At 37.5% G+C, this 25,642-nt stretch carries 28 protein-coding genes; all 28 read right to left on the bottom strand.

What is annotated here, in order from left to right; all coding sequences use genetic code 11:
• Positions 1-140: 140 nt before the first annotated feature.
• The 28 genes from MKO06_RS10020 to MKO06_RS09885 all read right to left on the bottom strand — a co-directional run bounded on the left by MKO06_RS10020 (position 141) and on the right by MKO06_RS09885 (position 25,633).
• A complete protein-coding gene (locus tag MKO06_RS10020) occupies positions 141-461 on the bottom strand; it encodes a four-helix bundle copper-binding protein (protein ID WP_241552031.1) in 321 nt (106 codons plus the stop codon).
• A gap of 115 nt (positions 462-576) precedes the next feature.
• A complete protein-coding gene (locus tag MKO06_RS10015) occupies positions 577-1,584 on the bottom strand; it encodes a potassium channel family protein (RefSeq protein WP_241552030.1) in 1,008 nt (335 codons plus the stop codon).
• Positions 1,585-1,733: 149 nt separating this feature from the next.
• A complete protein-coding gene (locus tag MKO06_RS10010; protein WP_241552029.1) occupies positions 1,734-2,384 on the bottom strand; it encodes a DUF2231 domain-containing protein in 651 nt (216 codons plus the stop codon).
• 154 nt (positions 2,385-2,538) lie between these two features.
• Positions 2,539-2,724, bottom strand: a complete 186-nt coding sequence (locus tag MKO06_RS10005; RefSeq protein WP_241552028.1) for a hypothetical protein — start codon at positions 2,722-2,724, stop codon at positions 2,539-2,541.
• A 199-nt stretch (positions 2,725-2,923) separates the two neighbouring features.
• Entirely contained in the window at positions 2,924-3,310 is a 387-nt protein-coding gene (locus tag MKO06_RS10000) for a DUF302 domain-containing protein (protein ID WP_241552027.1), read from the bottom strand.
• Positions 3,307-3,504 carry an SHOCT domain-containing protein gene (locus MKO06_RS09995; RefSeq protein ID WP_241552026.1) on the bottom strand — a complete coding sequence of 66 codons (198 nt, stop codon included), beginning with the start codon at positions 3,502-3,504 and terminating at the stop codon, positions 3,307-3,309. Before MKO06_RS09995 ends, MKO06_RS10000 begins: the two co-directional genes overlap by 4 nt.
• Positions 3,505-3,515: 11 nt before the next feature.
• A complete protein-coding gene (locus tag MKO06_RS09990) occupies positions 3,516-4,121 on the bottom strand; it encodes a hypothetical protein (protein ID WP_241552025.1) in 606 nt (201 codons plus the stop codon).
• Positions 4,122-4,204: 83 nt separating this feature from the next.
• Positions 4,205-5,341 (bottom strand): multicopper oxidase family protein, encoded by a 1,137-nt coding sequence (locus MKO06_RS09985; RefSeq protein WP_241552024.1) that lies wholly within the window; start codon positions 5,339-5,341, stop codon positions 4,205-4,207.
• A gap of 15 nt (positions 5,342-5,356) precedes the next feature.
• Complete coding sequence (locus MKO06_RS09980; RefSeq protein ID WP_241552023.1) at positions 5,357-5,887, bottom strand: multicopper oxidase domain-containing protein; 531 nt, start codon at positions 5,885-5,887, stop codon at positions 5,357-5,359.
• 110 nt (positions 5,888-5,997) lie between these two features.
• Positions 5,998-7,314: an APC family permease gene (locus MKO06_RS09975; RefSeq protein WP_241552022.1), complete on the bottom strand. Its 1,317-nt coding sequence runs from the start codon at positions 7,312-7,314 to the stop codon at positions 5,998-6,000.
• A gap of 335 nt (positions 7,315-7,649) precedes the next feature.
• The gene (locus MKO06_RS09970) at positions 7,650-8,144 is read right to left on the bottom strand and encodes a DUF305 domain-containing protein (protein ID WP_241552021.1); all 495 of its coding nucleotides are present in this window, start codon (positions 8,142-8,144) and stop codon (positions 7,650-7,652) included.
• A 32-nt stretch (positions 8,145-8,176) separates the two neighbouring features.
• The gene (locus MKO06_RS09965; RefSeq protein WP_241552020.1) at positions 8,177-8,722 is read right to left on the bottom strand and encodes a DUF3347 domain-containing protein; all 546 of its coding nucleotides are present in this window, start codon (positions 8,720-8,722) and stop codon (positions 8,177-8,179) included.
• Between the two features lie 901 nt (positions 8,723-9,623).
• A complete protein-coding gene (locus tag MKO06_RS09960) occupies positions 9,624-9,809 on the bottom strand; it encodes a hypothetical protein (protein ID WP_236995810.1) in 186 nt (61 codons plus the stop codon).
• 370 nt (positions 9,810-10,179) lie between these two features.
• Positions 10,180-11,418, bottom strand: a complete 1,239-nt coding sequence (locus MKO06_RS09955) for an MFS transporter (RefSeq protein WP_241552019.1) — start codon at positions 11,416-11,418, stop codon at positions 10,180-10,182.
• Positions 11,419-13,521 (bottom strand): copper-translocating P-type ATPase, encoded by a 2,103-nt coding sequence (locus tag MKO06_RS09950; RefSeq protein WP_241552018.1) that lies wholly within the window; start codon positions 13,519-13,521, stop codon positions 11,419-11,421. It abuts the gene before it with no gap.
• Between the two features lie 18 nt (positions 13,522-13,539).
• Positions 13,540-13,833, bottom strand: coding sequence for a hypothetical protein (locus MKO06_RS09945; protein ID WP_015266947.1), 294 nt, complete (start codon positions 13,831-13,833; stop codon positions 13,540-13,542).
• 7 nt (positions 13,834-13,840) lie between these two features.
• Complete coding sequence (locus tag MKO06_RS09940; protein ID WP_241552017.1) at positions 13,841-14,485, bottom strand: hypothetical protein; 645 nt, start codon at positions 14,483-14,485, stop codon at positions 13,841-13,843.
• A complete protein-coding gene (locus tag MKO06_RS09935) occupies positions 14,482-15,375 on the bottom strand; it encodes a ribose-phosphate pyrophosphokinase (protein WP_241552016.1) in 894 nt (297 codons plus the stop codon). Before MKO06_RS09935 ends, MKO06_RS09940 begins: the two co-directional genes overlap by 4 nt.
• A gap of 6 nt (positions 15,376-15,381) precedes the next feature.
• Positions 15,382-16,884 (bottom strand): thymidine phosphorylase family protein, encoded by a 1,503-nt coding sequence (locus tag MKO06_RS09930; protein ID WP_241552015.1) that lies wholly within the window; start codon positions 16,882-16,884, stop codon positions 15,382-15,384.
• Between the two features lie 20 nt (positions 16,885-16,904).
• Entirely contained in the window at positions 16,905-18,281 is a 1,377-nt protein-coding gene (locus MKO06_RS09925) for an MBL fold metallo-hydrolase RNA specificity domain-containing protein (RefSeq protein ID WP_241552043.1), read from the bottom strand.
• A 15-nt stretch (positions 18,282-18,296) separates the two neighbouring features.
• Positions 18,297-18,551 carry a hypothetical protein gene (locus MKO06_RS09920; RefSeq protein WP_156284540.1) on the bottom strand — a complete coding sequence of 85 codons (255 nt, stop codon included), beginning with the start codon at positions 18,549-18,551 and terminating at the stop codon, positions 18,297-18,299.
• A gap of 59 nt (positions 18,552-18,610) precedes the next feature.
• A complete protein-coding gene (locus MKO06_RS09915) occupies positions 18,611-19,453 on the bottom strand; it encodes a restriction endonuclease (protein ID WP_156284542.1) in 843 nt (280 codons plus the stop codon).
• A 2-nt stretch (positions 19,454-19,455) separates the two neighbouring features.
• Entirely contained in the window at positions 19,456-20,286 is an 831-nt protein-coding gene (locus MKO06_RS09910) for a universal stress protein (RefSeq protein ID WP_156284544.1), read from the bottom strand.
• A gap of 67 nt (positions 20,287-20,353) precedes the next feature.
• Positions 20,354-21,412 carry a class I fructose-bisphosphate aldolase gene (locus tag MKO06_RS09905; protein ID WP_156284546.1) on the bottom strand — a complete coding sequence of 353 codons (1,059 nt, stop codon included), beginning with the start codon at positions 21,410-21,412 and terminating at the stop codon, positions 20,354-20,356.
• Positions 21,413-21,423: 11 nt separating this feature from the next.
• Positions 21,424-22,437, bottom strand: coding sequence for a type II glyceraldehyde-3-phosphate dehydrogenase (locus MKO06_RS09900; RefSeq protein WP_241552014.1), 1,014 nt, complete (start codon positions 22,435-22,437; stop codon positions 21,424-21,426).
• Between the two features lie 19 nt (positions 22,438-22,456).
• Positions 22,457-23,812 (bottom strand): APC family permease, encoded by a 1,356-nt coding sequence (locus MKO06_RS09895; RefSeq protein WP_241552013.1) that lies wholly within the window; start codon positions 23,810-23,812, stop codon positions 22,457-22,459.
• Positions 23,813-23,819: 7 nt separating this feature from the next.
• A complete protein-coding gene (locus MKO06_RS09890) occupies positions 23,820-25,175 on the bottom strand; it encodes an NAD(P)/FAD-dependent oxidoreductase (RefSeq protein WP_241552012.1) in 1,356 nt (451 codons plus the stop codon).
• On the bottom strand, positions 25,172-25,633 hold the full coding sequence (locus MKO06_RS09885; protein WP_241552011.1) for a universal stress protein: 462 nt from the start codon (positions 25,631-25,633) through the stop codon (positions 25,172-25,174). Before MKO06_RS09885 ends, MKO06_RS09890 begins: the two co-directional genes overlap by 4 nt.
• Between the last annotated feature and the right edge of the window lie 9 nt (positions 25,634-25,642).

The raw sequence follows: 25,642 nt of genomic DNA, 5'->3' as shown, positions 1-25,642 counted from the left end.
TAATAAGACTCCTTTCCCTTATTTCAGAAATTCAATCAATCAGACTTAGAATAAACCTGTTAAATAAAAAACCCCACAAAATCTCCAGAGAAATAAATTCTCTATTGAAAATTTAATGGGGCCTTAACTATAAATTGATTTTACGCCAAAAACTCTACGCAGGCGCGTTCACATTCTTCACAGGCTTTAGCACAATCTTTACAATGCTGTGTTTCATGTTTGCTGCACTCGTCAGCACATTTCCTACATATTTCTTTGCAGTATTTAACAAGGCCGGTTACCTCTGCACCATCCACCGCAAGAATTTGATTCAAAGCAGCACATGCTTCAGCACAAATTCGATCCAGCCTGATACACTTTACCATTTTTTGAACATCGTCTTCTCCAAGGCAGGCATCTGCGCAATAATTACAATGGTTGATACAATTACCTAATGCAGTAATTAATTTTTCATTTCTCATAACTAATTGATTTTTATGGTTATACCATAAAGATAGAAATGAGTTCAAACCCATACTTATAAAATTATGGTAAGATCTTTCAGTTTTAAATAAATTTAACTTGTGGAAAGAATATTTAAGGTTTTTTTGTGTCTACCTGATTCCAAGTCCATCCATCCTGCTGTACCAGGGTTAGAAAAATTTTACGAAGATCTTCAGACTTAGTGTCTAACGCGTGATTCCCCTTGGACTTGTCAATTAAACTAAGTTCCTCTAATTTTTGTAGGGTTGAATATGCTGGAGTTTCATTACTGGCATTTATATGCGTTACCTCTTTTAAAACTTCAAAATAATTCTCGAAAGCAATATCTAATGGACGTAAGTCTCCTTGCTCTGGTTTTACCCTATCATTTAAGTTAAATGCTAGAATAAGATAGGCTTCGTAAAGTCTAGCAAGTTGTAAAATAATGGCATTCTTCTCTTTGTGATTATGGAAATAGTGAATTACGGGATAAGCCCTATGTTGCTGACTATATTTTATAATTGATCCAGATAGTTCGTCAACTTTAGAAGTATAGGATTGAAAGCTTTTACCATCCCAGAAGTTTAGGATTATTTTTTCAGGACTGCTCCCTAATATGCTAAGTCTTATTCCCAGTTTTCGTTGCTCTATAACTGCTGACAGTACAGGGATGAAATATGTGACCGACATAGTTAAGAGAATGAGGCCGGTAAAAGAATAAAAGCTGGTGAGAATCCTGCCCCCATTTCCGGCAGCTATAAAATCTCCCATGCCCAGGGTAGATAAGGTATATCCGCTGTAATAAATAATTTCCAAAAGATCTGCAGGAATTTGCGTGCTACTGTTAACAATAATTCCAGGTTGTGATATCAAAATAAGGACAAAACTAAACCACAATAAAAATACCCAGATTAAAACAATTGAAATCAACAATATATAACCTGCATGAGATAAGATTTTTGATTTACCATTACCACCGGAAATAAAAAGAAAAAGTTTCCAGAAGAGATGAGAATACCTACTAGTTAACCAGCCTCCTCCTTGCATAGACAATGTCGTTTGAAGTATATCCAGTACTGTAGCTATATAAATAATGAGCCCTAAAGCCAGAAATATTGCCATATCATTAATTATTACTCAAATCGTTTTAAATAGAATTTAATCCTGTCAATATAAATTACACTATTAACGGTTAACTTTTAAGTATAGTTATTTTGTAAACCCATATCTAACCATGTTTAGTAAATGATATAAGTAGGAAAATACAGGTTTTAATGTCCATGACCTTCAGATTCGAGATATTCACCTTGAGGTCCCACTCCTTCTATATATACCAGCTGGGAACCATAATGTCCTGCTTCTGAAACCGAATAGGCTGCAAATCCCAGAACAAGGAAGACCAATATTTCAAAAATCTTATTTTCCCTTAAAAGAAAAAGACTTCCCAGTTTTAAAACAGCCCCTAAAGCACTCGCATAGATGGTCCATTCAGCATACCTATCATGTTGTTCAAGTACTTTTTTAGCCATCTCAGATAGATCGTGGGTATGAGGGTGGGCATATACTCCGGCAATATATGCTCCAATAAAACCAGTCCCGACACATAAAAGAATAACCCAGTCCAGGTTCCTTTTAAGTACAAAAAGCTGAATTAATTGTAATATCCCACCTAAAAGTAAAAGTACTATTGGAAAATGTACTACTAAAGGATGCAGGTTAGGAAAGTCATCCAGATTAGCTTTAACTGGTTTATCCTGATTATTTTCAAGTTTGGTTGATGCATTAACTTCTTTCTCCAGATCTATAGTGTGAACCTGTTGGATGGTATCTTCTTCATGGTTATGATGATAGTGCTCATCATCCTGTGCCCCTCCCAGTATGGGTATGAACATCAAAAAAAATATAAGAACGGTTTTTTTCATAAAATTTAATTTTAAAATAACCAATACCTGTGTCCTATTGTAATTGGCCTGATTAAGTAATAGTTACAGAAGCTAAAAATGAAAGAAAAGGAGGGAGAAAAAGAAATTCAACTAATTAATACTTAAGACCATCCCTCCATTTTCCTCAAACTTATTATTCATGTTCATCGTCATGGTCCATAGACTCATGATGATCCATTTCCATATCATCATCTTCCATTTCTCCATGTTCCATTTCCATATCATCGTGGTCATCTTCAGTAGTTTCCCTGCAGGAGAGCATCGTAAGATTAAAAGCTCCCACAAATAAGACCAACATTAGAATTCTTAATTTTTTCATGATATTTATTTTTAAAGGTTTATTAAAATATTGCTTGTATGTAACGTATTTTTAATTGAAAAATAACTTCATTCTGGACCCGGTTCAGAATCTTATTTCAAGATAAATCAGGGTAATTTGCCGACCTTAAAACTCCCTAAACATCAGGACAGGATGATAAAAGCACTTTTAATATAGAAAAACGGCTAATCAATAAAAACTATAGATTATGAATAACTTTTTCCAGTTTCTCCTTAATCTCTTCGGCTATCTCTCCCAAATCTCCATTATCAACGGCCTGCATAGAAGCTATAGGGTTCACTGCGGCTACTTCTATCTCCCCGGCTTCCTTTTCCTGAACAATAACGTTGCATGGTAGCATGGTACCAATCTTATCTTCTGCTTTTAATGCTTTATGCGCATAAGGAGCGTTACAAGCCCCCAGAATGCGATAATTCCTAAAATTTACATCCAGTTTCTTCTTTAAAGTCTCGGTAACATTGATTTCGGTTAAAACCCCGAAACCTTCTTTTTCGAGTTCCTGGGTAACTTTTTCGATTACCTGCTCAAAATCTCCTTTTATCGTTTTATTAAAATAGTAATTCATGATCTGTTTTTTTTAAGAATACTTTTTTGCTCTTCAAACTCGTCTTTACTTATTTCACCTTTTGCATACCTTTTTTTAAGGATTTGCAAAGGCTCTTCGAGGTTGTTTTCATTCTTTGTTTTCCAACGACTAACGGGCAATAAAATCGCGGCCAAAACAACAGCTCCTATTAAAATCCACCAGTACATCATCATAATTTCAAAAATTATGGTTTCTGTTTATGGTCTTTATGCTTCTCCCCTTCTTTTTTGGATTTGTTCATATGTTGTTTCATTTTTTCCATCATTTCAGGATCGTCATGCATTTTTTCCATCATTTCCTTCATCATTTCAGGGTTTTCTTTCATTTTTTTCATCATTCCCTGCATCATTTTTTTTCTGAATTCAGGATCATTCTCCATGGAATGCATCATCTCATGCATCATTTTTTCTTTCATTTCTGGATTTTCCTTCATTTTCTTCATCATCATTTTCCCCATCATTTCTTTCATTTCGGGATCTTTTTCCAACTTTTCCTGCATCATTTTTTTCATTTTCCCCTTCATCTCAGGATTCTTCTTCATCATGGCTTCCATTTTCCCTGATTCCATCATTTGCATATGGTTCTGCATCAATGTTTTCTTTGCCAATTCATTGTTGGCAGCCAGATCCAGAAGCTCATTGAATTGAGCCGGATTGCTGATGATTTCCTGATAAACCGCATTTCTGTTTTGCTGTGTTTCCATCGCTTCGCTGGCATTAAAAGTTGCATTACAACTTATAAATGTCGCAATAGTTCCTACTAAAAAAGTTACTTTTAAAATTGTTTTCATTGTAATTTGTTTTAAATGGTTGATAAAAGTTTTTGTTTTAAATAATACTAAGCTTTCAAGGATAACCTCGATTCCGGTATTTGCTAAACTATTTTAAAGTTTCTCATCATGCCCATATCCTCATGCTCCAGATTGTGGCAATGGTAGAGAAACAATCCTTTAAAATCTTCAAATCGCATGATCAAATCCATTTGCATACCTGGCAATAGATAAACACTGTCCTGCCAGCCTTCGTTAATAAAACCGTCTTTAGTAAGCTCCCAGAGTTTCTGGTCTACTTCTTCAGTCTTCCGGTTAAGAATATTAAATTGTAACTGGTGAATATGAACCGGGTGTGGCATTTGCATCATATTTCCCATACCTCCTTCACCGCCCATCATTCCGCCATTGCCATGCATTCCTCCGCCCATCATTCCACTGTCATCATCAGAATCTGAAGAAAACTGGTTTCCATTATTGATACGCCAGATTTCGGTAGTATCTAATTTCACAGTCTCTTCTTCGGCTACTTCAGTGCCGTTATAGATACGCCCATTAATGGTCCATTTCATCATTCCGCCCATAGCAAAAGTGAAAGTTCTGGGATTGCTTTTATTAATGGCATCTGTAGCCGCTAATGAATCCAAAGAACTGAGCTCACCAGGCAGTTGAGCATCATTTTCTGCGGAAGCCCCCACCTTTATTTCCAGAATATCAAACTGAGTGTCATAAGGCAAGTGCTCGCTACTGCTATTTCCCATCATACCGCCATTCATCATGCCACCACCCATTATATTATCCAATGGCATGGGTAAATGAACCAGTTTAAAGTTGCTATTTTCTGCTTCCGCAGATAAATCCAGCCAAACATCTACCCGCTGTGCAGGCCCTAAAATTAGATAGGGCAAATTTTTTGGCGCATCCAGCAGACCTCCATCTACACCAAATACAGTTATCGCTTCGCCATGATCCCATGCCAATTTATAGGCGCGGGAATTGGAACCGTTTAAGAGTCTTAGCCGATATTTCCCGTTTGCGCCCAGGTCCAGGGTATTATCAATTTTACCATTGATCAATATTTGCTCACCTAAAAAACCCTGCATTCGATCCATCTGACCATCGCCAAGGTATTGGAGTTGCTTATTATCATCAAAAGTCCTGTCCTGTATCACCACAGGAATGTCATATTCACCCTGGGGTAGATTTAATTTTTCTTCTTCTTTATCAGAAACGATAAACAAACCTGCTAGCCCCTGTTAAACCTGTTCCCCGGTATGCCTATGCGGATGGGGATGAAACCAATAAGTACCAGCCCTGTTCATCACTTCAAACTCATAGTAATAGGTGTCGCCTTCACCTATTACATGCTCTGGGTGGCCATCATTCTCGTGAGATACATGCAGGCCGTGCCAGTGTACTATAGATTCAGCGGGAATCTGGTTTTCATACCTCACCCTAACCTTATCCCCTTTCTTTACCCGAATAACAGGTCCTAAATAGCTACCCTCTATATTTTGTAAATTATCCTCACTTCCTTTTATAATAGATGCTTTATAGGAATATGTATTGGTACTTTTGTCTGGAAAGATGTTGGTCTGAGAAGGTGATGCGGTTAGTTGTATATCTAAATCGGCAATAAAATCCTTATTCATTTTATTCCCCGTCTCTGGATGCCGGGTGGATGTATCAGATTTACAAGAGGCAAAAAAAGGCATTACATAGAAACCTGCTGCTGCCAGGCTTGCAGTTTGTATAAAATTCCTTCTGTTTACGTTTTTTTTCATCATAATAAAATTTTGAATGGCATCCGTAACAATCTCAGTTTAAGAAGGGCTACAGCCCTCCTTAAATTTTAGGTAGCTCGACAATTTAAAAAGTCGTAACTAACTAACAGCTCCTAATTCGCCAATCCTTTTTCCGGAAGTTTTCGATTTAAAAACCATCTTTCACCTAGAAATATAAGCAACATAGAACCAAATGCTATCCAAATAAGTGCAGGATCCCTTTCTATTTTAATAAAAACAAAAGAACTTAATACCACTAGATCCAGAATTATGGCACTAATTACGATCCAAGCTTTCGCCTTTATATCTTCTCTCATTTTGGTAAGCACCCCCCAGTGAATAATAATATCCATAACCAAGTAATAAATTGCCCCAAGAGAGGCTATCCTGGAAAGATCGAAAAAGATAGTAAGCACAATAGCAATTACTATAATATACACCAGCATATGCTTTTGAATACTTCCTTTCATGCCAAAATGGCTATGTGGGATTAGCTTCATATCGGTAAGCATAGCCGTCATTCTTGACACCGCGAATACGCTGGCAATAACCCCTGAAATCGTAGCGATTATGGCTATAGAAACCGTAAACCATAAACCAAATTGGCCAAATAAAGGCCTCGATGCTTCCGCAAGACTATAATCCTTTGCTTCAATTATTTCAGGAATACTTAAATTGGAAATAACCCCCCAGGAAACCAGTAAATAGGTCACCCCGCAGATCAATAAAGATATGACAATGGTCCTGCTTACATTTTTATGCGGATTAACAATTTCACCTCCACTGTTGGTGATCGTCGTAAAACCCTTATAAGCGAGGATCGATAAGGCAAGTGCTCCAAGATATTCCATAACTCCCCTTTCCCCGCCGGTATCTCCTGAAGGTACTAAATCTGATACTACAAAACCCGAAGCATATATAGCTCCTCCGGCAAAGATCAATAATCCACCGGTTTTGAGGATCGCCATGGCTAGGGAGGATTTCCCTATTACTTTATTACCTGAAATGTTAATTACAAAGGCTAAAATGAGTAAGCTTACTCCTAAAACGGGAATGAGATAACTGTCTTTTGGCGCATCGAACAATTGCAAAGTATAACTACCAAAGGTCCTGGCCACCAGACTTTCATTAATAATCATAGAGAACGTCATCAGTAAAGCTGCAAAAGCAGTTACAAGTCCCTTTCCATATGCTTTCTCCAAATACATGGCGATACCTCCTGCAGATGGATACGCATTAGACATCTTGTTATAGGAATAAGCACTAAATCCTGATATAATTCCACCCACAATAAAAGCTATTGGAAAATACTCACCAGAAAGTTCTGCCACTTGACCAAGAAGCGCAAAGATTCCTGCACCAATCATAACATTGGTACCCATAGAAATGGCTCCTATCAGACTTAAACTGTTTTTTTTGTAATTTGACATATTGTATATCTTAAAACCAGATTTCTAAACCGGTCCCGCCCCAAAGCGGTTATCATAACTACCAATTACCTGGATTGTTTTGCTCACTACATATTCCATCCCCACTTGCCAGATAGTTTCATTTTCAAAATTTGAACCTTCAGGAAGATCATTCACCCAGCCAAAATCTATCTGGTATTCGTCTTTCCTGTTGACTAAAAACTGTACTTACTCCCATAAGAAAGAGATCTAGCAAATTCATTTTTATCAGTTCTCGCATATAATTTTCTTAATTTTTAACTTCACTCTCTCCAAGAGATTTCCTTCCTTAATGTAAGAGCTGTAAAATATTCAGATTAATTCTCCTCGTTTTTCAGTCGATAAATGATCTTCTTCATTTGGGCAATTTCGCGTTTCTGTGCTTCAATGATCTCCTCGGCTAGTTTTTTGGTTTCAGGATCTTTAATATCTGCCCTTTTACTGGTTAATATCGCAATGGAATGGTGGGGGATCATAGCCTTCATATATAAAACATCCCCAATGATAGGTCGTTGTGCTCTTACAAGACCTAAGGCCGAAATAAATAACACCAGGCTACCAATATAAATAGCGATGTTCTTTTTTTTGTTTTTATACATTTTCAGCATAAGAGATAACATGATCACTGCCATAGCTGCAATTCCCAAACAGGTCATATAAAAGCGGGTTAAACTAAAATATACATGGTCAAACTCATATGTATTCATGTACATCGTGATATACATAGCTAAAAAGGACAGACCAAGCATTAGGAAAAACCGACCATAATTGCTTCCACCAGACTTGTGGTTATTGTTATTTTCTGAATTCATCTAATTGGGTTTTTAAGGTTTATTGGGAAATTTTACTTTTCTATAGTTTTTCTTACGGAACCACAATTCAGCATTTTATCACCGAAATATGGATTTTTAATCTCCTCTACATCAGCATACCAGTATGCACCATCATTATTAAAAGCCATAGGACAGAATTTCTTGTAAATGGTCCCACCGGATAGGGCTTCCTCAAACATAGGCCCAGCCAATTCTGTAAACTTTGAAAATAACCTTCTCTGCTCCTCAATATCGTCAGTGTCTCCCAACTGCGCAGCAATTGATTTTAATTCTGCACGATCTTCTGAGAAAGAATCGACCATACTTTTCGCTGCATCCTTTGCCTGGCCGGAGTCATCATTGGTAAGTGCCATTTTGATTTCAAGATAGTTATGCCAGATCTTCCCCGTCATACCATCTATAAAATCCTGATCGGCAACATCTGCGGTTTTTTCTTCATTTTTTTTCACTTCCTGAGGCGTGTTTACTTCGACAGATTGGGTTTCTTTTTTATCCACACAGGAAGCTAATAGTAAAACTAATAAGGGAGCAATTCCCAACTTAATGATAGATCTCATAATATTAATGGTTTGGTTAATTGGTTAGGTTGATTTTTTTACACCTCTATTTATTTAAATTAATTAAAAAATTGTAGTATTTGTTATAATTCTCAACATCGATTGAATTGAGAGAGATAAATATATTTTAGCTAAAGGTTAATTAAAGTGAGCTTGCTTCTAAGGAATAGCAAAATTAAAAATCGATGAAATCAATTTCTTATGTTTTTATGGGAAAAACTTTCACAATTAAGTTTATTTAACAAAAAAGTGACATTTTATAAGAAATGAATTATAGATTCTATGGAGAAGGAATAATAAATTTCAAATTACCAAATCAAAAATTGATAACACTATCCAAAGCTTCATCAGCATCCCTATGGATAAAATTTGCCTGATAATTTAAAGTGGTTTTTAAATCACTATGTCTATATAATTTTTTCAGCATTAAAGGGTGAATTCTATCACCTGCAATATTTCCAAAACTATGACGGGCTATATGATTCGATAATGTTTTATCAATGCCACAGAGTTTAGCTATTCTTTTTAAATATTTATTGAGAAGTTTAGTGGTGCTCTTTGTCCTTGTATAAATTCGTTCAGCTTGGGTTTGATCTACTTCCCGTAAAAAAGGGAATAAATATCCGTTATTTAATTTCTTATCTGGGCGATAGTAATCAATTATAATCCTAGCTTTATTCAGGACTAGTCAATAAATTCTTAAATATTATATATTATAGCGCTTTAGCAACTGAATAACTCTGGGGTCATATTTATTCTGAATATGTTCGGTGGCATTGGCAAAGAATGATTTAGAACCATCTGCCCTTTTAATTTTTGTTTTATTTGCTTCGGAATAATTTTTTCTTGGAATTGAAATAATTATCATTGACTTCAAACTTCCTTTTCATCAAAAAGTTATTTAACTTCTTAAAATCCGGATGAGTCTTTTTATCTTACCAGAAACGTCATCCCAATCTTTTTCAAAAACAGATTGTTCTCGCCAGACATAATTCGTTTTATAATTTTGGCTAATTCTTAAGGCCAGAGGTATTCTTCCTTCTTTCTTTTTCATGTTTTTTCTCAAAATAATCTTTAAATTTGCCATACAGTTAAGATTTAAAACCTTGTAAAACAAGAATTTATTATAGAATCAGTTGATTTTTTTTATCAAGCAGAATTTCCCGCTGAAATATTTTTCATAGGAACAGCTCAAATACCTTTAAAATACAAATATTGTGCAGGCCGATTGTGCGCCTACTAATGTTGATAGTGCAAAAAATAAAAAAATCTGGGTCTGGTCCAATATTATTTCGATGCTATGCCTGTACCGAATGATTTAGTTTTTTTGGAAAATCCAACCTAGAGATGGGACCACCTTACTACCAAACCGCCTGATTCACAGATAACAATGTTCTAGGGGACCGTGGTATTTAAGATAAATTCAAAAGAGGACAGATCTATTGGAATAAATTAGGTTATAAATCCAAATCTGTATCTCTTTGCCGGACACTGTTAAAAAAATATAATAATCCAATAGCAACCAAAATAATAATACCAGCAATAATAAATGGATAATAAAACCCTCCCACCACTAACCAAGTTCCTATAACCGGGCCCAAAATCTGGCCTATGCTATTGGTTGAGCTTTGAATAGAAATATTTCTACCCGTATTTTCTTGTGAGATTAATGAAACAGCGGACAACAGATTTGGCGTGACCATAGCACCACCAGCAGCAAACACCACAATTAAACCGTACACAACAAATTCATTTTTGAAAAAAGGAAAGACAATTAATGAAATTCCTGAAATGAATAACCCAATGCCAATTTGCTTTTTCACAGATAGAATCTTTTCCCCATAACTGGCAAATACAGGCTGCAAAACAGCCATTATTGAACCACACAGCATAAAACCAATACCAACCTGATTGCTGTTAAACCCTAATTCGTCTTTACCGTAGATTGAAAAAACAGTTTCAAACAAGGTCACTACAAATTGGATAACAAATGACAAGGCCAATAGAATAAGGAAATATTGGCTGAACGAGAAGTGAAAACTGAATTTTTGAGTTGTAAATTTATGGATGCGAACTGAATTTTTTAACCATTTTACAACAATGACTAAAACAATAAAACCTAATAATGCAGCAAATAGAAACGGCGTGGAAAATCTACCTAAATGTAGTTGACCAATTGCATACTCAAAATGAAGGTCTGATTGCGAAAGAAAGCCACCGATAACGGGTCCAAAAATAACCCCTGAACTAATGGCTACACCAGACCAGGCCATTATCTTCGTTCTGCGTTTTTCTGAAGTAATATCACTTAAATATGCGTTGCTTACAGGAATAACTGATGAAGTAAATATGCCGCCAAAAATCCGAGCGATATATAGCATCGTTAGTGATGTTGCAAGCCCAGTTAGCAATTGCATTATTACAAAGCCAATCAAACCAATAATAATGACGGGCTTACGACCATATCTGTCAGATAACTTTCCCCAAACGACAACAAAAATTAATTGAAATAGTGGATAAATGCTGGTAAGCACCCCAATATGGAAGTTGATTAAATCGGTGTCGAGATTGTCTTTTAAAGCTAATCTTTCGGTATAGTAGGGAAGGGTTGGCAATAAAATACCATAACCCAACATCACTACAAATAAACTCAACAGGATTAAAGATATCCTGTTGAGTTTTTCTTTTCTATCCATTTATTTTTTACCGATTTTTCGCTTCAATAACTGCGCATTAATAGCCACTATAATTGTACTCAAACTCATAAATACCGCACCAACCGCAGGACCTAAAACAAAGCCTGAAGAATATAATACACCAGCTGCTAAAGGAATAGCCACGACATTGTATCCCGTAGCCCAAATCAAATTCTGAATCATTTTATTGTAGGTCGCTTTTCCAAATAAAATTAGGTTGGCAATATCTTGTGGATTACTGTTGACCAGAATAATATCGGCAGTTTCAGCTGCTACATCTGTACCTGAGCCTACTGCAATTCCTACATCGGCTTTTGCGAGCGCGGGCGCATCATTTACACCATCACCCGTCATAGCTACAAAATCACCTTTGTTCTGTAACTCTTCTACAATTTCAACTTTTTGATGTGGCAATACCTCGGCGTAGTAACCATCCAATCCAAGTTTTTCACTCACAGCTTTAGCGGTTTTTTCATTATCCCCAGTTGCCATTAGAACTTTAATGTTATTCGTTTTAAATATTTTGATTGCCTCGGCAGATTCTGGTCTTATTTCATCAGCAAGGGCGATGTAACCGGCCAATTTTCCATCAATTAAAACAAACACTACAGTTTCCGCTGCATCGCTGTAAGCATCTTCAGGAATAGTAATTTTCTCATCTCTTAGATAGCCTGGACTTACTACCTTAACTTGTTTGCCTTCCACATTTGCCTCTACACCTTTACCAGTAATAGCATTGAAGTTTTCTGGGCTAGGGATAGTAATATTATCTTCTTTTACTTTTTTGATAATACCAACTGCAATAGGGTGTTCTGAGCTTTGTTCCAATGCACTTGAAAGTCTTAAAATTTCCTCTGTTGAATAAGTCTCGTTAACAGACTCAATTCGAGTGACACCAAAATCACCCTTGGTTAGTGTTCCTGTTTTATCAAAAAGCAAAGCTGAAATTTTTCTGGACTCTTCAAAAGCTGTTCTATTTCGGATAAGCAATCCATTTTGAGCAGATACAGCGGTAGAAATAGCAACCACAAGCGGAATGGCAAGCCCTAATGCGTGTGGACAAGCAATTACCATAACAGTAACCATTCTTTCTAAAGCATAGACAAATGGAAAGCCTAAAATCAGCCATACTGCTAATGTTCCAAAACCAATAGCCAAAGCGATATAGGTTAGCCATTTTGCAGCCCTATCTGATAGGTTTTGCATCTTCGATTTGGTTTTTTGCGCTTCCTCGACCATCTTAATGACCTTGTTTAGATAGCTGTCTTTTCCAGTATGTTCAACTTTTACTTTTAAGGTGCTATTGCCATTTACAGAACCACCAATAACCTTATCGTTTTCATCTTTTTTTACAGGTTTGGATTCGCCTGTAAGCATAGATTCATTTAGGTAACTTGAACCGTCTACTATAATCCCATCAGCGGGAACTTTTTCACCTGGTTTTACCAAAATCACATCATCTTTTAGTAAATCTTCCAAAGGAATGTCTTCTATGGTGTCACCTTTTACCCTGTGCGCTTCCGCAGGCATCATACTTACCAGTAACTGCAAGGCTTTTGATGCACCTAACACACTTTTCATTTCTATCCAATGACCAAGCAACATTATGGCTATAAGTGTTGATAGTTCCCAGAAAAAGTCTTCACCTCTTAAGCCAAATACAGTAGCTGTACTATAAAAATAAGCTACGGAAATTGCCATAGAAATCAAGGTCATCATTCCTGGTGCACCTTTTTTAATTTCAGAGAAAAAGCCTTTTAGAAAAGGCCAGCCCCCATAAAAATAAACTACAGTGGAAAGTGCAAAAAGGATAAAAGGGTTACCTGGTAACAGAAATTCATAACCAAAAAATTCCTGAATCATTGGTGAGAAGAACAATATAGGGATGGTAAGCACGAGTGTTACCCAAAACCGTTTTCTAAAGTCTGCAATCATCATTTTATGATGGTCGTGACCCATTTGACCGTGACCCGGATTGTGACCCGAATGGTCCCCACCTTTGTGGTTCATTTTAGAATGGTCTTCTTTTTTGTGTTTCATCTTCGAATGGTCCATTTTAGAATGGTCCATTTCATCGTGATTGTGGTGTTCGTGATTTTCCATTATTGTCTTGTTTAAGTGTTATCGTAATTTTTTTCTCATAGCTTCCGAAATGTTTTCGGCATAGACGCCATAGGCATCTACCAAAAGTCCTTTAATCCCATTTTTTGATGAAATAGCATAAAGCACACTGTTATCATCGGTACTGCTCATACCTTCAAAACGATGCATCTCGTCAACATTAAAATCTTCTGGGTGTATTTCAATTTTTAGTGAGGCACACTCCAAACATTCTGGTTTTAGGTTAAAATCGTATGTATAACCTTTTCGCTGTAAATCGTTTATTGCTTCTGAAAGGGTGTCGTAATTGTTCATTTTTATTTTATTTATAAGTCATTGTAAAATAACTATTATCTTCTTCTGTAAATTTCTGAAAGGTCAATAAACCATTCCCGTTTAATTTTTCGTTAACGGTATAGTTGAGTTGCTTAATGCGAATGCCCCAAGCATAAGCCTTAATATTTATTTTTGAATTAATGTTGGTTTTGTTGTCCTTCAATGTTCGGTCGTAAATCTTTATGATGCTTTTTGAACCAAAAAAATCCAGCAGTCCTGAATCAAAAGTCATTTCCAATTCTATATCTTCAAGATTGTCCAAATCGTAGAGGTCTTTAAATTTTTTAGAGGTGGTATTAATTTCGGTCTCCTTTGATTTTGGGTTTGAAAAAGGAAAAGCCATTACCCTTATACTCGCTTCATCAGGTTTACAGCGATAGGTTGTGGTGTATTTATCGGTCGATTTTTTGTCACGATCAAACAATTCCGTAACCACCTCAATTTCATAGTATCCATTTTTCTTTATTGTTTCACCAGCTTCAAAAGTTTGTTTGTTTAGAAAAGAGCCTTCTTCATCAAAATTTTCTCGAACAACAACTCTACCCGAAATCTGCCCAATAAGCATTTCAGTTTGTCCAGTCATTGTGATACTGAATAAAGTGATTAGTACTATGAAGCCTTGTTTTCTCATATGTGATGCATTAATTTTTTTACCTCTTTCGCCATAATATCACTCAAATCTATTCCATTTGAAGAATGTGGGATGGTATTGCACGTCACTATTTTTTCCACTCCGGAATCCAATAAATCTTGATAGGCATTTCCTGAAAAAACGGCGTGAATACCGACGCAAATAGGTGGTTTCATTCCTGCCTTTTTAAGATGTTGTACGGTTTCAATCATTGTTCGGGCTGTGGAAATAATATCATCTACCAAAATGGGTGTAGCATCTTTATAGATATCCACATCGGGAACAGAGACTTCTACATCACGGTCACCGTGACGCACCTTTTGTAATACTGTAAATGGTGCTCCTGCATTTTTGGCGACTTCTGAAACCCATTGTTCACTTTCAGAATCGGGACCGATAAGTACTGGGTTTTCGATGTTTTCTTTTATCCATTCTGAAATGGCATCGGCAGCGTGAATCACTTTATTTGGAATTTGATACACTTCTCCCAACGAACTAATTCTGTGCAAGTGAGGGTCAACCGTGGTAATGCTATCGGCAAAACCTGAAATCAATTTTCCAAAGAAACCAGAAGTTACCCCTTCGCCTTCATTAAATACTTTGTCCTGCCTCATATATGCCAAATAGGGCGCTACCAAACAGGTGCACATTGCCCCTAATGATTTGGCAGTATGACTTAAAAAATAAAGGGGCAATAGTTTTTCGTCTGGTTCGTGCAAGGTGCATACCAGTACAACACATTTGTCTTTAACATCAGATAAGATACGTGTATAGGATTCCCCATCAGGGAATTTACGCAAAGTGGCTTTGCCCACTTCAGCATCCATTTTTGTAGCCATTAGTTCTGTGAGTTTTTCGTTTCCGGGAAGACTGAATAATATTGTTTTCATAGTTTTTTAAATTATAGTTATGATGTCATTATGGTTGTTTTTATATTCCAGAGCATAGTTGAGTTCGCCTTTGGATTCAGCATATATGGTATATAACAATTGGTCTATTTCGATTTTTTCATTTAAATGGACATTCAAAAGAATCCCTGCCGATTTAGACTGCGGTGCGCCGGAAAGCTTGGCAAGTTTTGCGATTTTTCGGTTATCAATTCGTTGCAAAACGCCTGACTTTTCAGCTTTAATTTCAATTTTATAAGGTGCTAAAACTGGTTTTGAAAATTGACCTTGCGCCTTACAAATGGCTATGAATTTTTCATATGCTTTTCCAGATTTGAGAATTTCACGTGCGGTTTCCAGTCCCTTTCCTTTTTCTACTTTTCCAGAAAGTTCTAATAGTTCAGTAGCTAAAAGCAATGCTCTTTCTGTTAAGTCTTTAGGTGCATCTTCCTCATTTTTCAAAACTTTTAATATATCTATGGCTTCTAATGTTGGACCGATACCCCTTCCAACAGGCTGCGTGCCATCCGTAACTACAACTTTTACATTCAACCCAACAGCAGTTCCAACAGTTTCCATATGATTTTTTAGTTTTTCTGCCATTTCGGTACTGCGAACCTTGGCGGTTTCTCCCACGGGAATATCAATGACCACGTGAGTGGAACCAGCTGCTGCTTTTTTAGAGAGTACCGAAGCAATGAGCTGCCCTTCACTATCAATATCCAAGGCTTTTTCAATTTTGATGAGCACATCATCCGCAGGACTTAATTGGGCTGTTCCGCCCCAAACAAAACAACCGCCTTCTTTTTCTACCACGGTCTTTATTTCTTCTAAAGAAAGCGTCACATTAGTCAGTACTTCCATAGTATCCGCTGTGCCTGCTGGCGAAGTGATGGCGCGTGAGGATGTTTTAGGCATTGTAAGTCCATACGCAGCGACAATAGCAACCACTAATGGGGTGGTTCTATTTCCAGGCAATCCGCCAATGCAATGTTTATCGACCACAATTTCTTTGTCCCAATTCATTTGCTTACCAGAAGCAATCATTGCTTTGGTAAGGTCAGATATTTCGTCAATATCCATTCGGTCGCCAGCACAGGCAGTAATAAATGCCGAAAGATGGATGTTGGAATAATCGCCTTCAACGATATCGGTTATGATTTCATTAAATGCTGAATAATCCAGTTTTTGATTATAAATTTTCGCCCTGACGTGGCTTAAGGATTCTATAGGTTCTAAATGGGAAACATATAATGTATCGTTTGGGGAAACATTCAGTTTTTTCGCAGCAGCATCTGATAGTCCGATTTCATTAGGCAAAAGGATATCAGAATTCAGAACATTAAGACTTGCAACGATTGATGTACTTGCGTTCGATATTCTTATTCGGGTAAGTGCCTCAAACCCTTCTGAAATACAGACGTGGCAATCTTCGCGCATATACACTATATTTTCGTTTTGGGTATAGATGCCGAGATGTTTGTATTTTAATATGTTTGAGTGTGTGTCCATATATTATTGGTTGTTGTGATTTATTCTATTTCTTCGATGGTGTATAATTGCGGAATTTCTGCATCCCACCCATAAGTTTCCTTGATGCCTTTTTGCAATGCTTCTGCACTATCTTTTTCACCGTGTACAATGAAAATACGTTCGGGTTTGTTTTTTATCTTTTCCATCCAGTCCATAAGCTCTGCGTGGTCTGCGTGTGCCGAAAGCCCTTCAATTTCTGCAACCTGCATTTTAAACGGCACCCATTTTCCATAGACTTTTAGTTCTTTCTCACCTTCCAATAATTTTCTGCCACGTGTGCCTTCAGCTTGATAACCTACAAAAAGCAAGGTATTATTTGGATTTTGTGCCTGTGTTTCAAGATAGTTTAGCATTCTTCCGCCTGTGAGCATTCCGCTTCCTGCAATCACGATTTTGGGTTTGTTATCTGTTCTTAATTCCATTGTTTCACGATAACTTCTTACGACAGTAAAGTATGAGCACATTTCGTCACATTCGTTGTCTTCCAATCTGTGCCAATCCCGAGTTCTATGAAACAGTTCCAATACGTTGGCACCCATAGGGCTGTCCATTATCATTTGTACTTCGGGAATTTTGTTCTCCTTGAGCAATTTCCAAAAGATGAGCATCATTAGCTGGGCACGTTCTACCGAAAAGCTTGGGACAAATAAGCTACCACCTCTGTTGATGGTGTCATTGACCAATTTTTCAATTTGTGGAAGTGCTTCTACTTCATCAGGATGAAATCTTCCCCCGTAGGTGGATTCAATAAATAATACATCTGCCTTTTTTGGCTTTAATGGCGGAAACAGTAATAAATCGTTTGTTCTGCCTATATCGCCAGAAAACACGAAATGTTTTCCGCGTATATCTAACTCAATGTATGTGGCACCGAGGATGTGTCCGTTGTATTGAAACCTCGCCTTCACATCTTTGAGAATGGGTAGCCATTGCGAGGGTGGTACTCCTTTGAAGTAAGGGATTGTTTTTTCTACATCATTTAAATCGTAAAGTGGTTCAGCAGGACTGTGTTTGGAAAAGCCCTCTTTATTGGCACGTTCGGCTTCTTGTTCTTGTATTTTGGCACTATCATTCAATATGATTTTTGCGATGTCCAAGGTGGGATTGGTGCCGTAAATGGGCCCTTTGAAACCTTGCTTTACCAATCTCGGCAAATACCCTGTATGGTCCATATGGCCGTGGGTGAGCAAAACAGCGTCAATATCAGCAACATTAACGGGTGGATACTCCCAGTTTTTAAGGCGTAATTCCTTCAATCCCTGAAAAAGACCGCAGTCTATCAGTATCTTTCTATCCCCTGTATCTACCAGATATTTTGAACCGGTTACTGTGCCTGCCGCTCCTAAAAAATGGATGTTTATTTTGTTGTTTGTCATCATTATAGCATTTATTTAGTGTCCACCACAGCAGGAAGGCAGGTTTCCTTTATCCTGGGTCGATTTATATACCTGTACTATTTCATTATATAGATTGCGGGAATCTTGTTTTATAAGAAGCGCCAATTTTTTTATGGATTTTGGCTCGGAGTTTACCATTTCCAATAATATTTCCAATGCTTCTTCAAGTATTTTCGGGTCATCTTCCAAGGCCTGGTAAAATGGCTCTAGATCTAGGTTGTTCTGTTCTTGCAATTCTTCTGTTTTCATCTGTATTGTTTTTTTTGTTATTAGTTGTCATTCCCGCTCGGGCAGGAAATCTTGTTATTTTAATGGGTTCTACATAGCTCCTTTGAATCTTCAAGGATTTTTTTTCGTCTTGGATTACTAATACCGATTTGTCCCAAAAAGCCTGGATTTTTGACCAGCTCTTTACAGAGCACGATTCCTTTATTTAGTAATTGGACCTTCTCTGATTTGGTTAGGCTCGTAAGGGCAGTTAATGGATGTAGACCTGCTTTATCTATTCTATCTTTAAGTCCATTTCCCTGAGGATAATCCCAACTTGTCAATAACAGCCCGACACAAGTACCATATTGAATGGCATCTGTCGTAAAACGGGTATTGGTATAAACCCCTCCTTGATGTAATTTGCTTTCGTGCCCTTTGTGATGTTCCCATTGTCTTTCCACGTCCAAAAACCGTGAATGGATATATAAAGGAATCTTTACGTTGCAAAAGCTGCCTTGGTCACTGTGGTATTTACATTCAATCATATAATGTTTATTGTCTTTTTGTGCAATCACATCTACTTCATGTTGTACGCAATTTCCCTGGACAATAACCCCAACCTCTGTCTTGAAGCCTTCAGATTTAAATAGCTTACCTACAAATTTTTCGAACGGAAATCCTGAAGGCCCCAATTCCATCAGGGCTTTTTTAAGCTTATATTTTGATGCGCTTACCCGTGACCTGCTTTTAAGCATTTTAAAAGCCAATTGATAGATTTTTTTGGTGGTCATCCCTTCTTCAATGAGCCCTTGTACCTCACGGGCTATCTCCTGAACATGATTTTCATCTGCTTTTGAGCGCCGTAGGGAGTTGATGAGCTTATTTATATCAAAAACCTGATACTCACCTGAATATTTTTTTATCAGAACTGATTTATTCATAACTATAATTTAATGGTCATCACCGGCAATTCGGAATGATTGGTTACACCCTCAGCGATACTTTTGGAGAAAAGACTTAAAAATCCTGTACTCCCGTGAGTACACATAGCGATCAAATCAGCATTTTTATACTTTAAAAAATTATTTATCCCTGTTTCAACAGCAGGTTCGTTATATACATTCATTGAGTACTTCTCCAATTCCGGAAAATTTTCTAGGAACTTCTTAATGGGTTTCAAACCCCTATCAATACTATTAAAATCAGTTTGTGTGTTGACTCTCAATAAATGGATATGTGCACCGCATTTTGTAGCAAGCGAAATAACCATTTTAAAGGCTTCGCTCACATCTTCCAGAAAATCTGAAACAAAAACGATATCTTTAAAAGGAAAGGATATTTCTTTGTTCTTGACCACGATTACAGGTACATCGGCTTTTCTTACGATTTTTTCTACATTGCTTCCCAGTAGTTCCCGAACTCCACCATGGGTGCCGCTACTTCCTGTAACAATAAAATCGTGATGAAAATGTCCTGAATGTTGTAGGATATTTGCTTGTCCGCCATCAAATTCAAGAAAAGTCCTACATTCCAGTCCTTCGCGTTCCGCTTTTAACTCCAAAGCCCTCAAATCAGCCCTTGCGCTTCCTATTTCTTTTACTGTTTCTGGATATCTCTTTTCTTTTTCCTTACCCAGGTCAACCCAGTTTACCGGGGTGTTTATTAAATGAAAAAAATGAATTTCGGAATTGTAAAGCTTTGCCATTTCAATGCCGAGTTCTTCTGCTTTCTTGCAATTTTTTGAAAAGTCTGTTGGTACGAGTATGTTTTTCATAATTTATTGATTTTGAAATGTTTTCGTTATAATTACATAATTTGACTATTGAATTTTTTTGTTATAATTAAGCGATGGTTATACTATCTTCCAGATATACCTGTTGCACGGAATGCAATAACTCAATCCCCTTATTGAAAGGTTTTTGAAATGCCTTTCTTCCCATTATCAGCCCTGAACCTCCGGCTCTTTTATTGATGACGGCAGTTGTTATTGCCTCAACTAAATCAGATTCACCTTTAGACCCACCTCCTGAATTAATCAGTCCTATTTTTCCCATATAGCAATTTGCCACCTGTAGCCTGCAAAGGTCTATGGGGTGTTCTGTGGCAAGGGTCTCATACATCGCATCATCACATTTGCCAAATCCTATATTTTTAAAGCCGAAATTGTTTACAGGTAATTTTTGCTTGATGATGTCAGCCTGGGTGGTGACACCCAAATGATTTGCCTGTCCTGTTAAATCGGCAGCCGAGTGGTAATCTTCTTTCTCTGTTTTAAAAGCTTCGTTGCGCAGATAGCACCATAAAATAGTAGCCATTCCCAGATTGTGGGCTTCTTCAAAAGCTTCGGCTATTTCTTTAAGCTGCCTGTTGCTTTCTTCGGAACCAAAATAGATGGTAGCCCCCACAGCAACGGCTCCCATATCCCAGGCATTTTTTACTTTTCCAAATAAGGTTTGGTCATACTTATTGGGATAGGTAAGCAATTCGTTATGGTTAATTTTTACGATAAAGGGGATTTTATGGGCATATTTTCGAGCATTCAAACCCAATACACCAAATGTGGAGGCCACACCATTGCAACCGGCTTCCATAGCAAGTTTTATGATGTTTTCAGGGTCAAAATAATCCGGATTTTTATAGAATGAGAAGGCTGCGCTATGCTCAATACCCTGGTCTACCGGAAGAATGCTCAAGTAGCCTGTCCCGCCCAGATTGCCGTGGTTATATAATTGGGAAAGGCTACGCAACACCTGCGGACTGCGATTACTCTTCACAAATACCTTGAGAAAGTTCCTGCCAGGTAACTGCAATTCATCTTTTGTGATCTTTTCGCTAACGTGATCAAGATAGAAGGATGCTTTTTCCCCTAAAAGCTCTGTAATATTTTCGTTTTTTTTCATCTTAATAGTGTTTAATGAATGCCTAAACTTTCATTGGTTTTGGAAATTGATGTTGCACCATCTGTTTCAATTCCGGTAAGTGCCCTAATAGCATCAATAGTTTCGGGAATTACAATAGCCTGGTTATCGACTACGTAAGCGTAAAAAAGTTCGTCCCCCTGTACTTTCAGCATATCTTCCCAAAGGGCAACTTCATACATATCGCCCCAGGGCCTTCCCATATCCAGGAACATTTCCTTAATGGTATTGTTAGAAACCAGGCCTTGGTCATATTGAATTAGTTTAATACGACTTGAAGTTTTGAAAGCATTTAGCACTTCTTCCTTTGTCGCCTGCTTTTTCAATTTCACATTCCAGTAGTGCATATGGCTCAATGTTTCGGGTACTTTTACCGCTGCGGTGATGACATCCAATTCTGGGTCAACACTTTTAGCATCTGGACCTTGATGGCTTGGGATATCTTTTTCGGGAACCATCGTATTCATAATACCACCTAAATGGCTTTCCCAAGGATCTGTTGCCCTTCTTAAAAGCGTGCCCCTGGCATAGTCCAATAAATCGGCCCTTTTTAACGCGGTCAACGTACGAAGAATGGAGGTGGTGTTGCAGGAAACTACTCTTGTCGCATTCAAGTTTAAAGCCGATTTGTAATTATTTTCAGCACTAAAGGAATGACCTGTAGTTTCGTGTTTTTCACCTCCTTGTACAATAAATTTGATGTTTTGCTCCTTGTAGATAACGACATTTTGAGCGGCAATCTTTTTGGGTGTACAATCAACAACCAGGTCTGATTTCTTTAAAAGCTCCTGTAAATTTCCTTTTACTGAAATTCCTTCGGATTTCATTTTACCTTCAGCTTCCTGGGTAGCTGCATAAATATCGTATTCCTTTCTTACGGCATTTTGAATTCGCCAGTCGCTAATGATATCACATACTCCCGAAAGCTTCATATCGTTTTGTAAGTTGATGGCATCTGCCACCCTTTTTCCAATGACTCCGTAACCTATAACTGCTACATTTTTCATATAAATTGTTTTTAATTAATTATGTTTTTTTGTTTTTGTCACTTGTATTCTTCATTCCCATTGGCATATTACCTTCATCGTCTGTGTGTGAAATCATAAAAAGGCGTTCTGCAACAAGTATTAGAACAATCCCAATCGCTGCTACGATAAGCACCAAAGGATCGTTCAGATATTTTATATAAAGAAAAGCTGCCAATACCGCAATGTCCAATACGATGGCTATTAATGGGATGATAGGCTGAAAAACCACTTTGTTTTTAAGGTGACGGAACAGCCCCCAATGGATAGCGATATCCATAATAAGGTAAAAAATAGCCCCAATGGATGCTATCCTTGTCAAATCGAAAAGCACGGTCAGTAAAATGGCGAGGGAAGACGTGAATACTAGTGCTGGATTTTTTAAGCTACCAAGTTTGGTTAAAGAAGGCACCTGTTTCATATTGCTGAGCATTGCCAACAAGCGTGAAGAGGAAAAGATACTGGCAATGACCCCAGAAACCGTGGCAATAATGGCAATGCCAATGGTAATCCAGGAACCCCATTCCCCAAAAACAGGTTTTGCGGCGGCTGCAAGGGCATAATCTTTAGCTTCGATTATTTCAGGAATGCTTAAACCTCCCGCAACAGCTAATGCCAAGGCTACATATATCAGTGTGCAGATAAGTATGGAAAACACGATAGACCTACCAAGATTTTTATGCGGGCTTTTAATATCGGCTCCTTGGTTCGTGATTGTTGTAAATCCTTTATAGGCAAGGATTGCCAATGCCAATGCAGCCACAAAGCCAAAGCCCTGTGGTAAAGCTTCGGTATTTTGAGGAATATAGCTTCCTGTAATGTCTGCAAATCCAGAAACTATTAACCCTGCAATGGCGAGCAATGCAATACCAAAAACTTTGATAACTGCTGTAAAGGTAGCTGTTGCACCAATAACCTTATTGCCCAGGATATTCACTATATAAGCAATAACAATAAGTCCCACTCCAAGAACAGAGGCATAATTTGCGTAGGAATCTGGAAATAGCCTAAGTGTATAAGCCCCAAAAGTGCCGGCCACCAAACTTTCTGAAACTACCATTGATACGTACATCAGTAAAGAATAAAACCCAGTTGTTGTTCCAGGCCCATAGGATTTGTTAAGAAATTTAACCACACCTCCAGACGACGGAAAAGCATTTGAAAACTTGACATAGGAATATGAACTGAACCCCACCACAAAGGCTCCCGCAATAAATGCAATGGGAAATAGATCACCCACCAACTCTGCTATTTGCCCCATAAGGACAAATATGCCAGCACCAATCATTACGCCAGTACCAAGAGATATGGAACCTATTAGGGAAAGCTTATTATTTTTATCTGTGGTGTTTTTCATTATTAAATTATTTTGTTCTGTTTTTAACCGAAGATTTCGGTTTAAAGTTTCTAATAATCAGGCGGTTGCTCTTTTCATAAGTGAAATAGCTAACCGCCCAATTAAAACCAACCATCAATCTATTTCTAAATCCACTTATGGACATCAAGTGAACAACGGACCACAGCAACCAGGCGAAATAGCCTGCAAATTTAAATTTGCCCAAATCGGCAACTGCCTTGCGTTTACCTACGGTTGCTAAGGAACCTTTATCTTTATATTTGAAAGGTTTTATGGATTTGTTATTTATGATATTTAATATCGAATCGCCCAGGTATTTACCTTGTTGAATAGCGGTCTGTGCTACTTGTGGATGTCCTTTTGGGGTTTCTTTGGAAATGAGTGCTGCGATATCACCTATGGCAAAAATATTTTCGTAGCCTTCTACTTTTAAATTGGCATTGGTTTTAATACGGTTGCCTCTGACTACGTGTTTTCCATCAATACCATTTGGGAATTGTCCTTTTACGCCAGCCGTCCAGATAAGGTTTTTAGCCAAAATGGTCTTATCACTTTTGGTAGTGACTTCCTTTCCATCATAATTGCTTACAGCTTCATTTAATAATACCTTTACATTTAAATCCTCTAAATATTTGAGGGTTTTCGAAGATGCTTTATCAGACATTGTACTTAACAACTCATCAATGGCTTCTATTAAATAAATGTTCATAATGGAAGCAGGATACTCTGGATAATCTTTGGGTAGAATGTATTTACAGAATTCAGCCAATGCTCCTGCCATCTCTACACCGGCAGGACCACCACCTACAATTACAAAATTTGTTAGGGCGTCCCGTTCATCATCATCACAGGTAATGGCAGCCTGTTCTAAATTTTGCAACATCATATGGCGGATGTTGAGGGAATCGCGAATATCCTTCATCCCCAAACTATTTTCGGCCATAGAATCCATCCCAAAGAAATTGGTGGTCGTGCCAGTAGCCAACACTAAATAGTCATAAGAAACACTTCCCTTATTGGTCAATATAGTATTTGAATCAGGTTGAATTTTCTCAACTTCAGCCAAACGAAACAATACATTTTTATATCCATTAATTTGTTTTCTGAATGGAAATACTATGCTATCAGGTTCCAACGCACTCGTTGCCACTTGATATAATAAAGGTTGAAATTGATGGAAGTTATTTTTATCGAGTAAAACCACTTGAACTTCTTTGTGTTTCAGTTTTTCAACCAATGCCAAACCTGCAAATCCTCCACCAACGATAACCACACGAGGTAATTTGGTATCGGGAAGACAGATTTCATCTGTTATCTTACAAGTGGATTCTAATGTAATGCTATGTGTTTGCTTTTCTTTCATTTTTTATTTCTATCTCTTGCAATGAGTACTGAACATTTGGCATTTGTGGTCAAATATTGGGATACAGAGCCCAATACTAAGCGAGAAAAAGCACCGTGACCCTGAGAGCCTACTACAATTAAATCTGCACCCCAATCTTCTGCTTTTTCATAAATAGTACTTTTGGGCAGGCCACTAACAACACTTGTGGTTATAGTAAGTGCCTTGTTTTCGGCCTTGATTTTATCGGAAGCTTCTGAAACAATTTTGTTTCCCAATTTTTGAGCGTTACTTCTAATTTCTTCTATGTAATTTCCTATCCTGCCGCCCATAGTATGCAATCCCAGGCCGGTTGTTTTCGGAACTTCATAAACATTTATAATATGAATTTCACTATTTGAGGATAGGGTCATTTTTATAAGTTCGTGAATGGCTACTTTACTGAAATCTGAACCATCTATGGCCAATAGTTTTTTCATAGTTTGAAT

Origin of the sequence: Christiangramia oceanisediminis (genome assembly GCF_022570735.2) — a bacterium.
Taxonomy (GTDB): Bacteria; Bacteroidota; Bacteroidia; order Flavobacteriales; family Flavobacteriaceae; genus Christiangramia; species Christiangramia oceanisediminis.
This window is presented reverse-complemented; position numbering and strand designations above follow the sequence as displayed.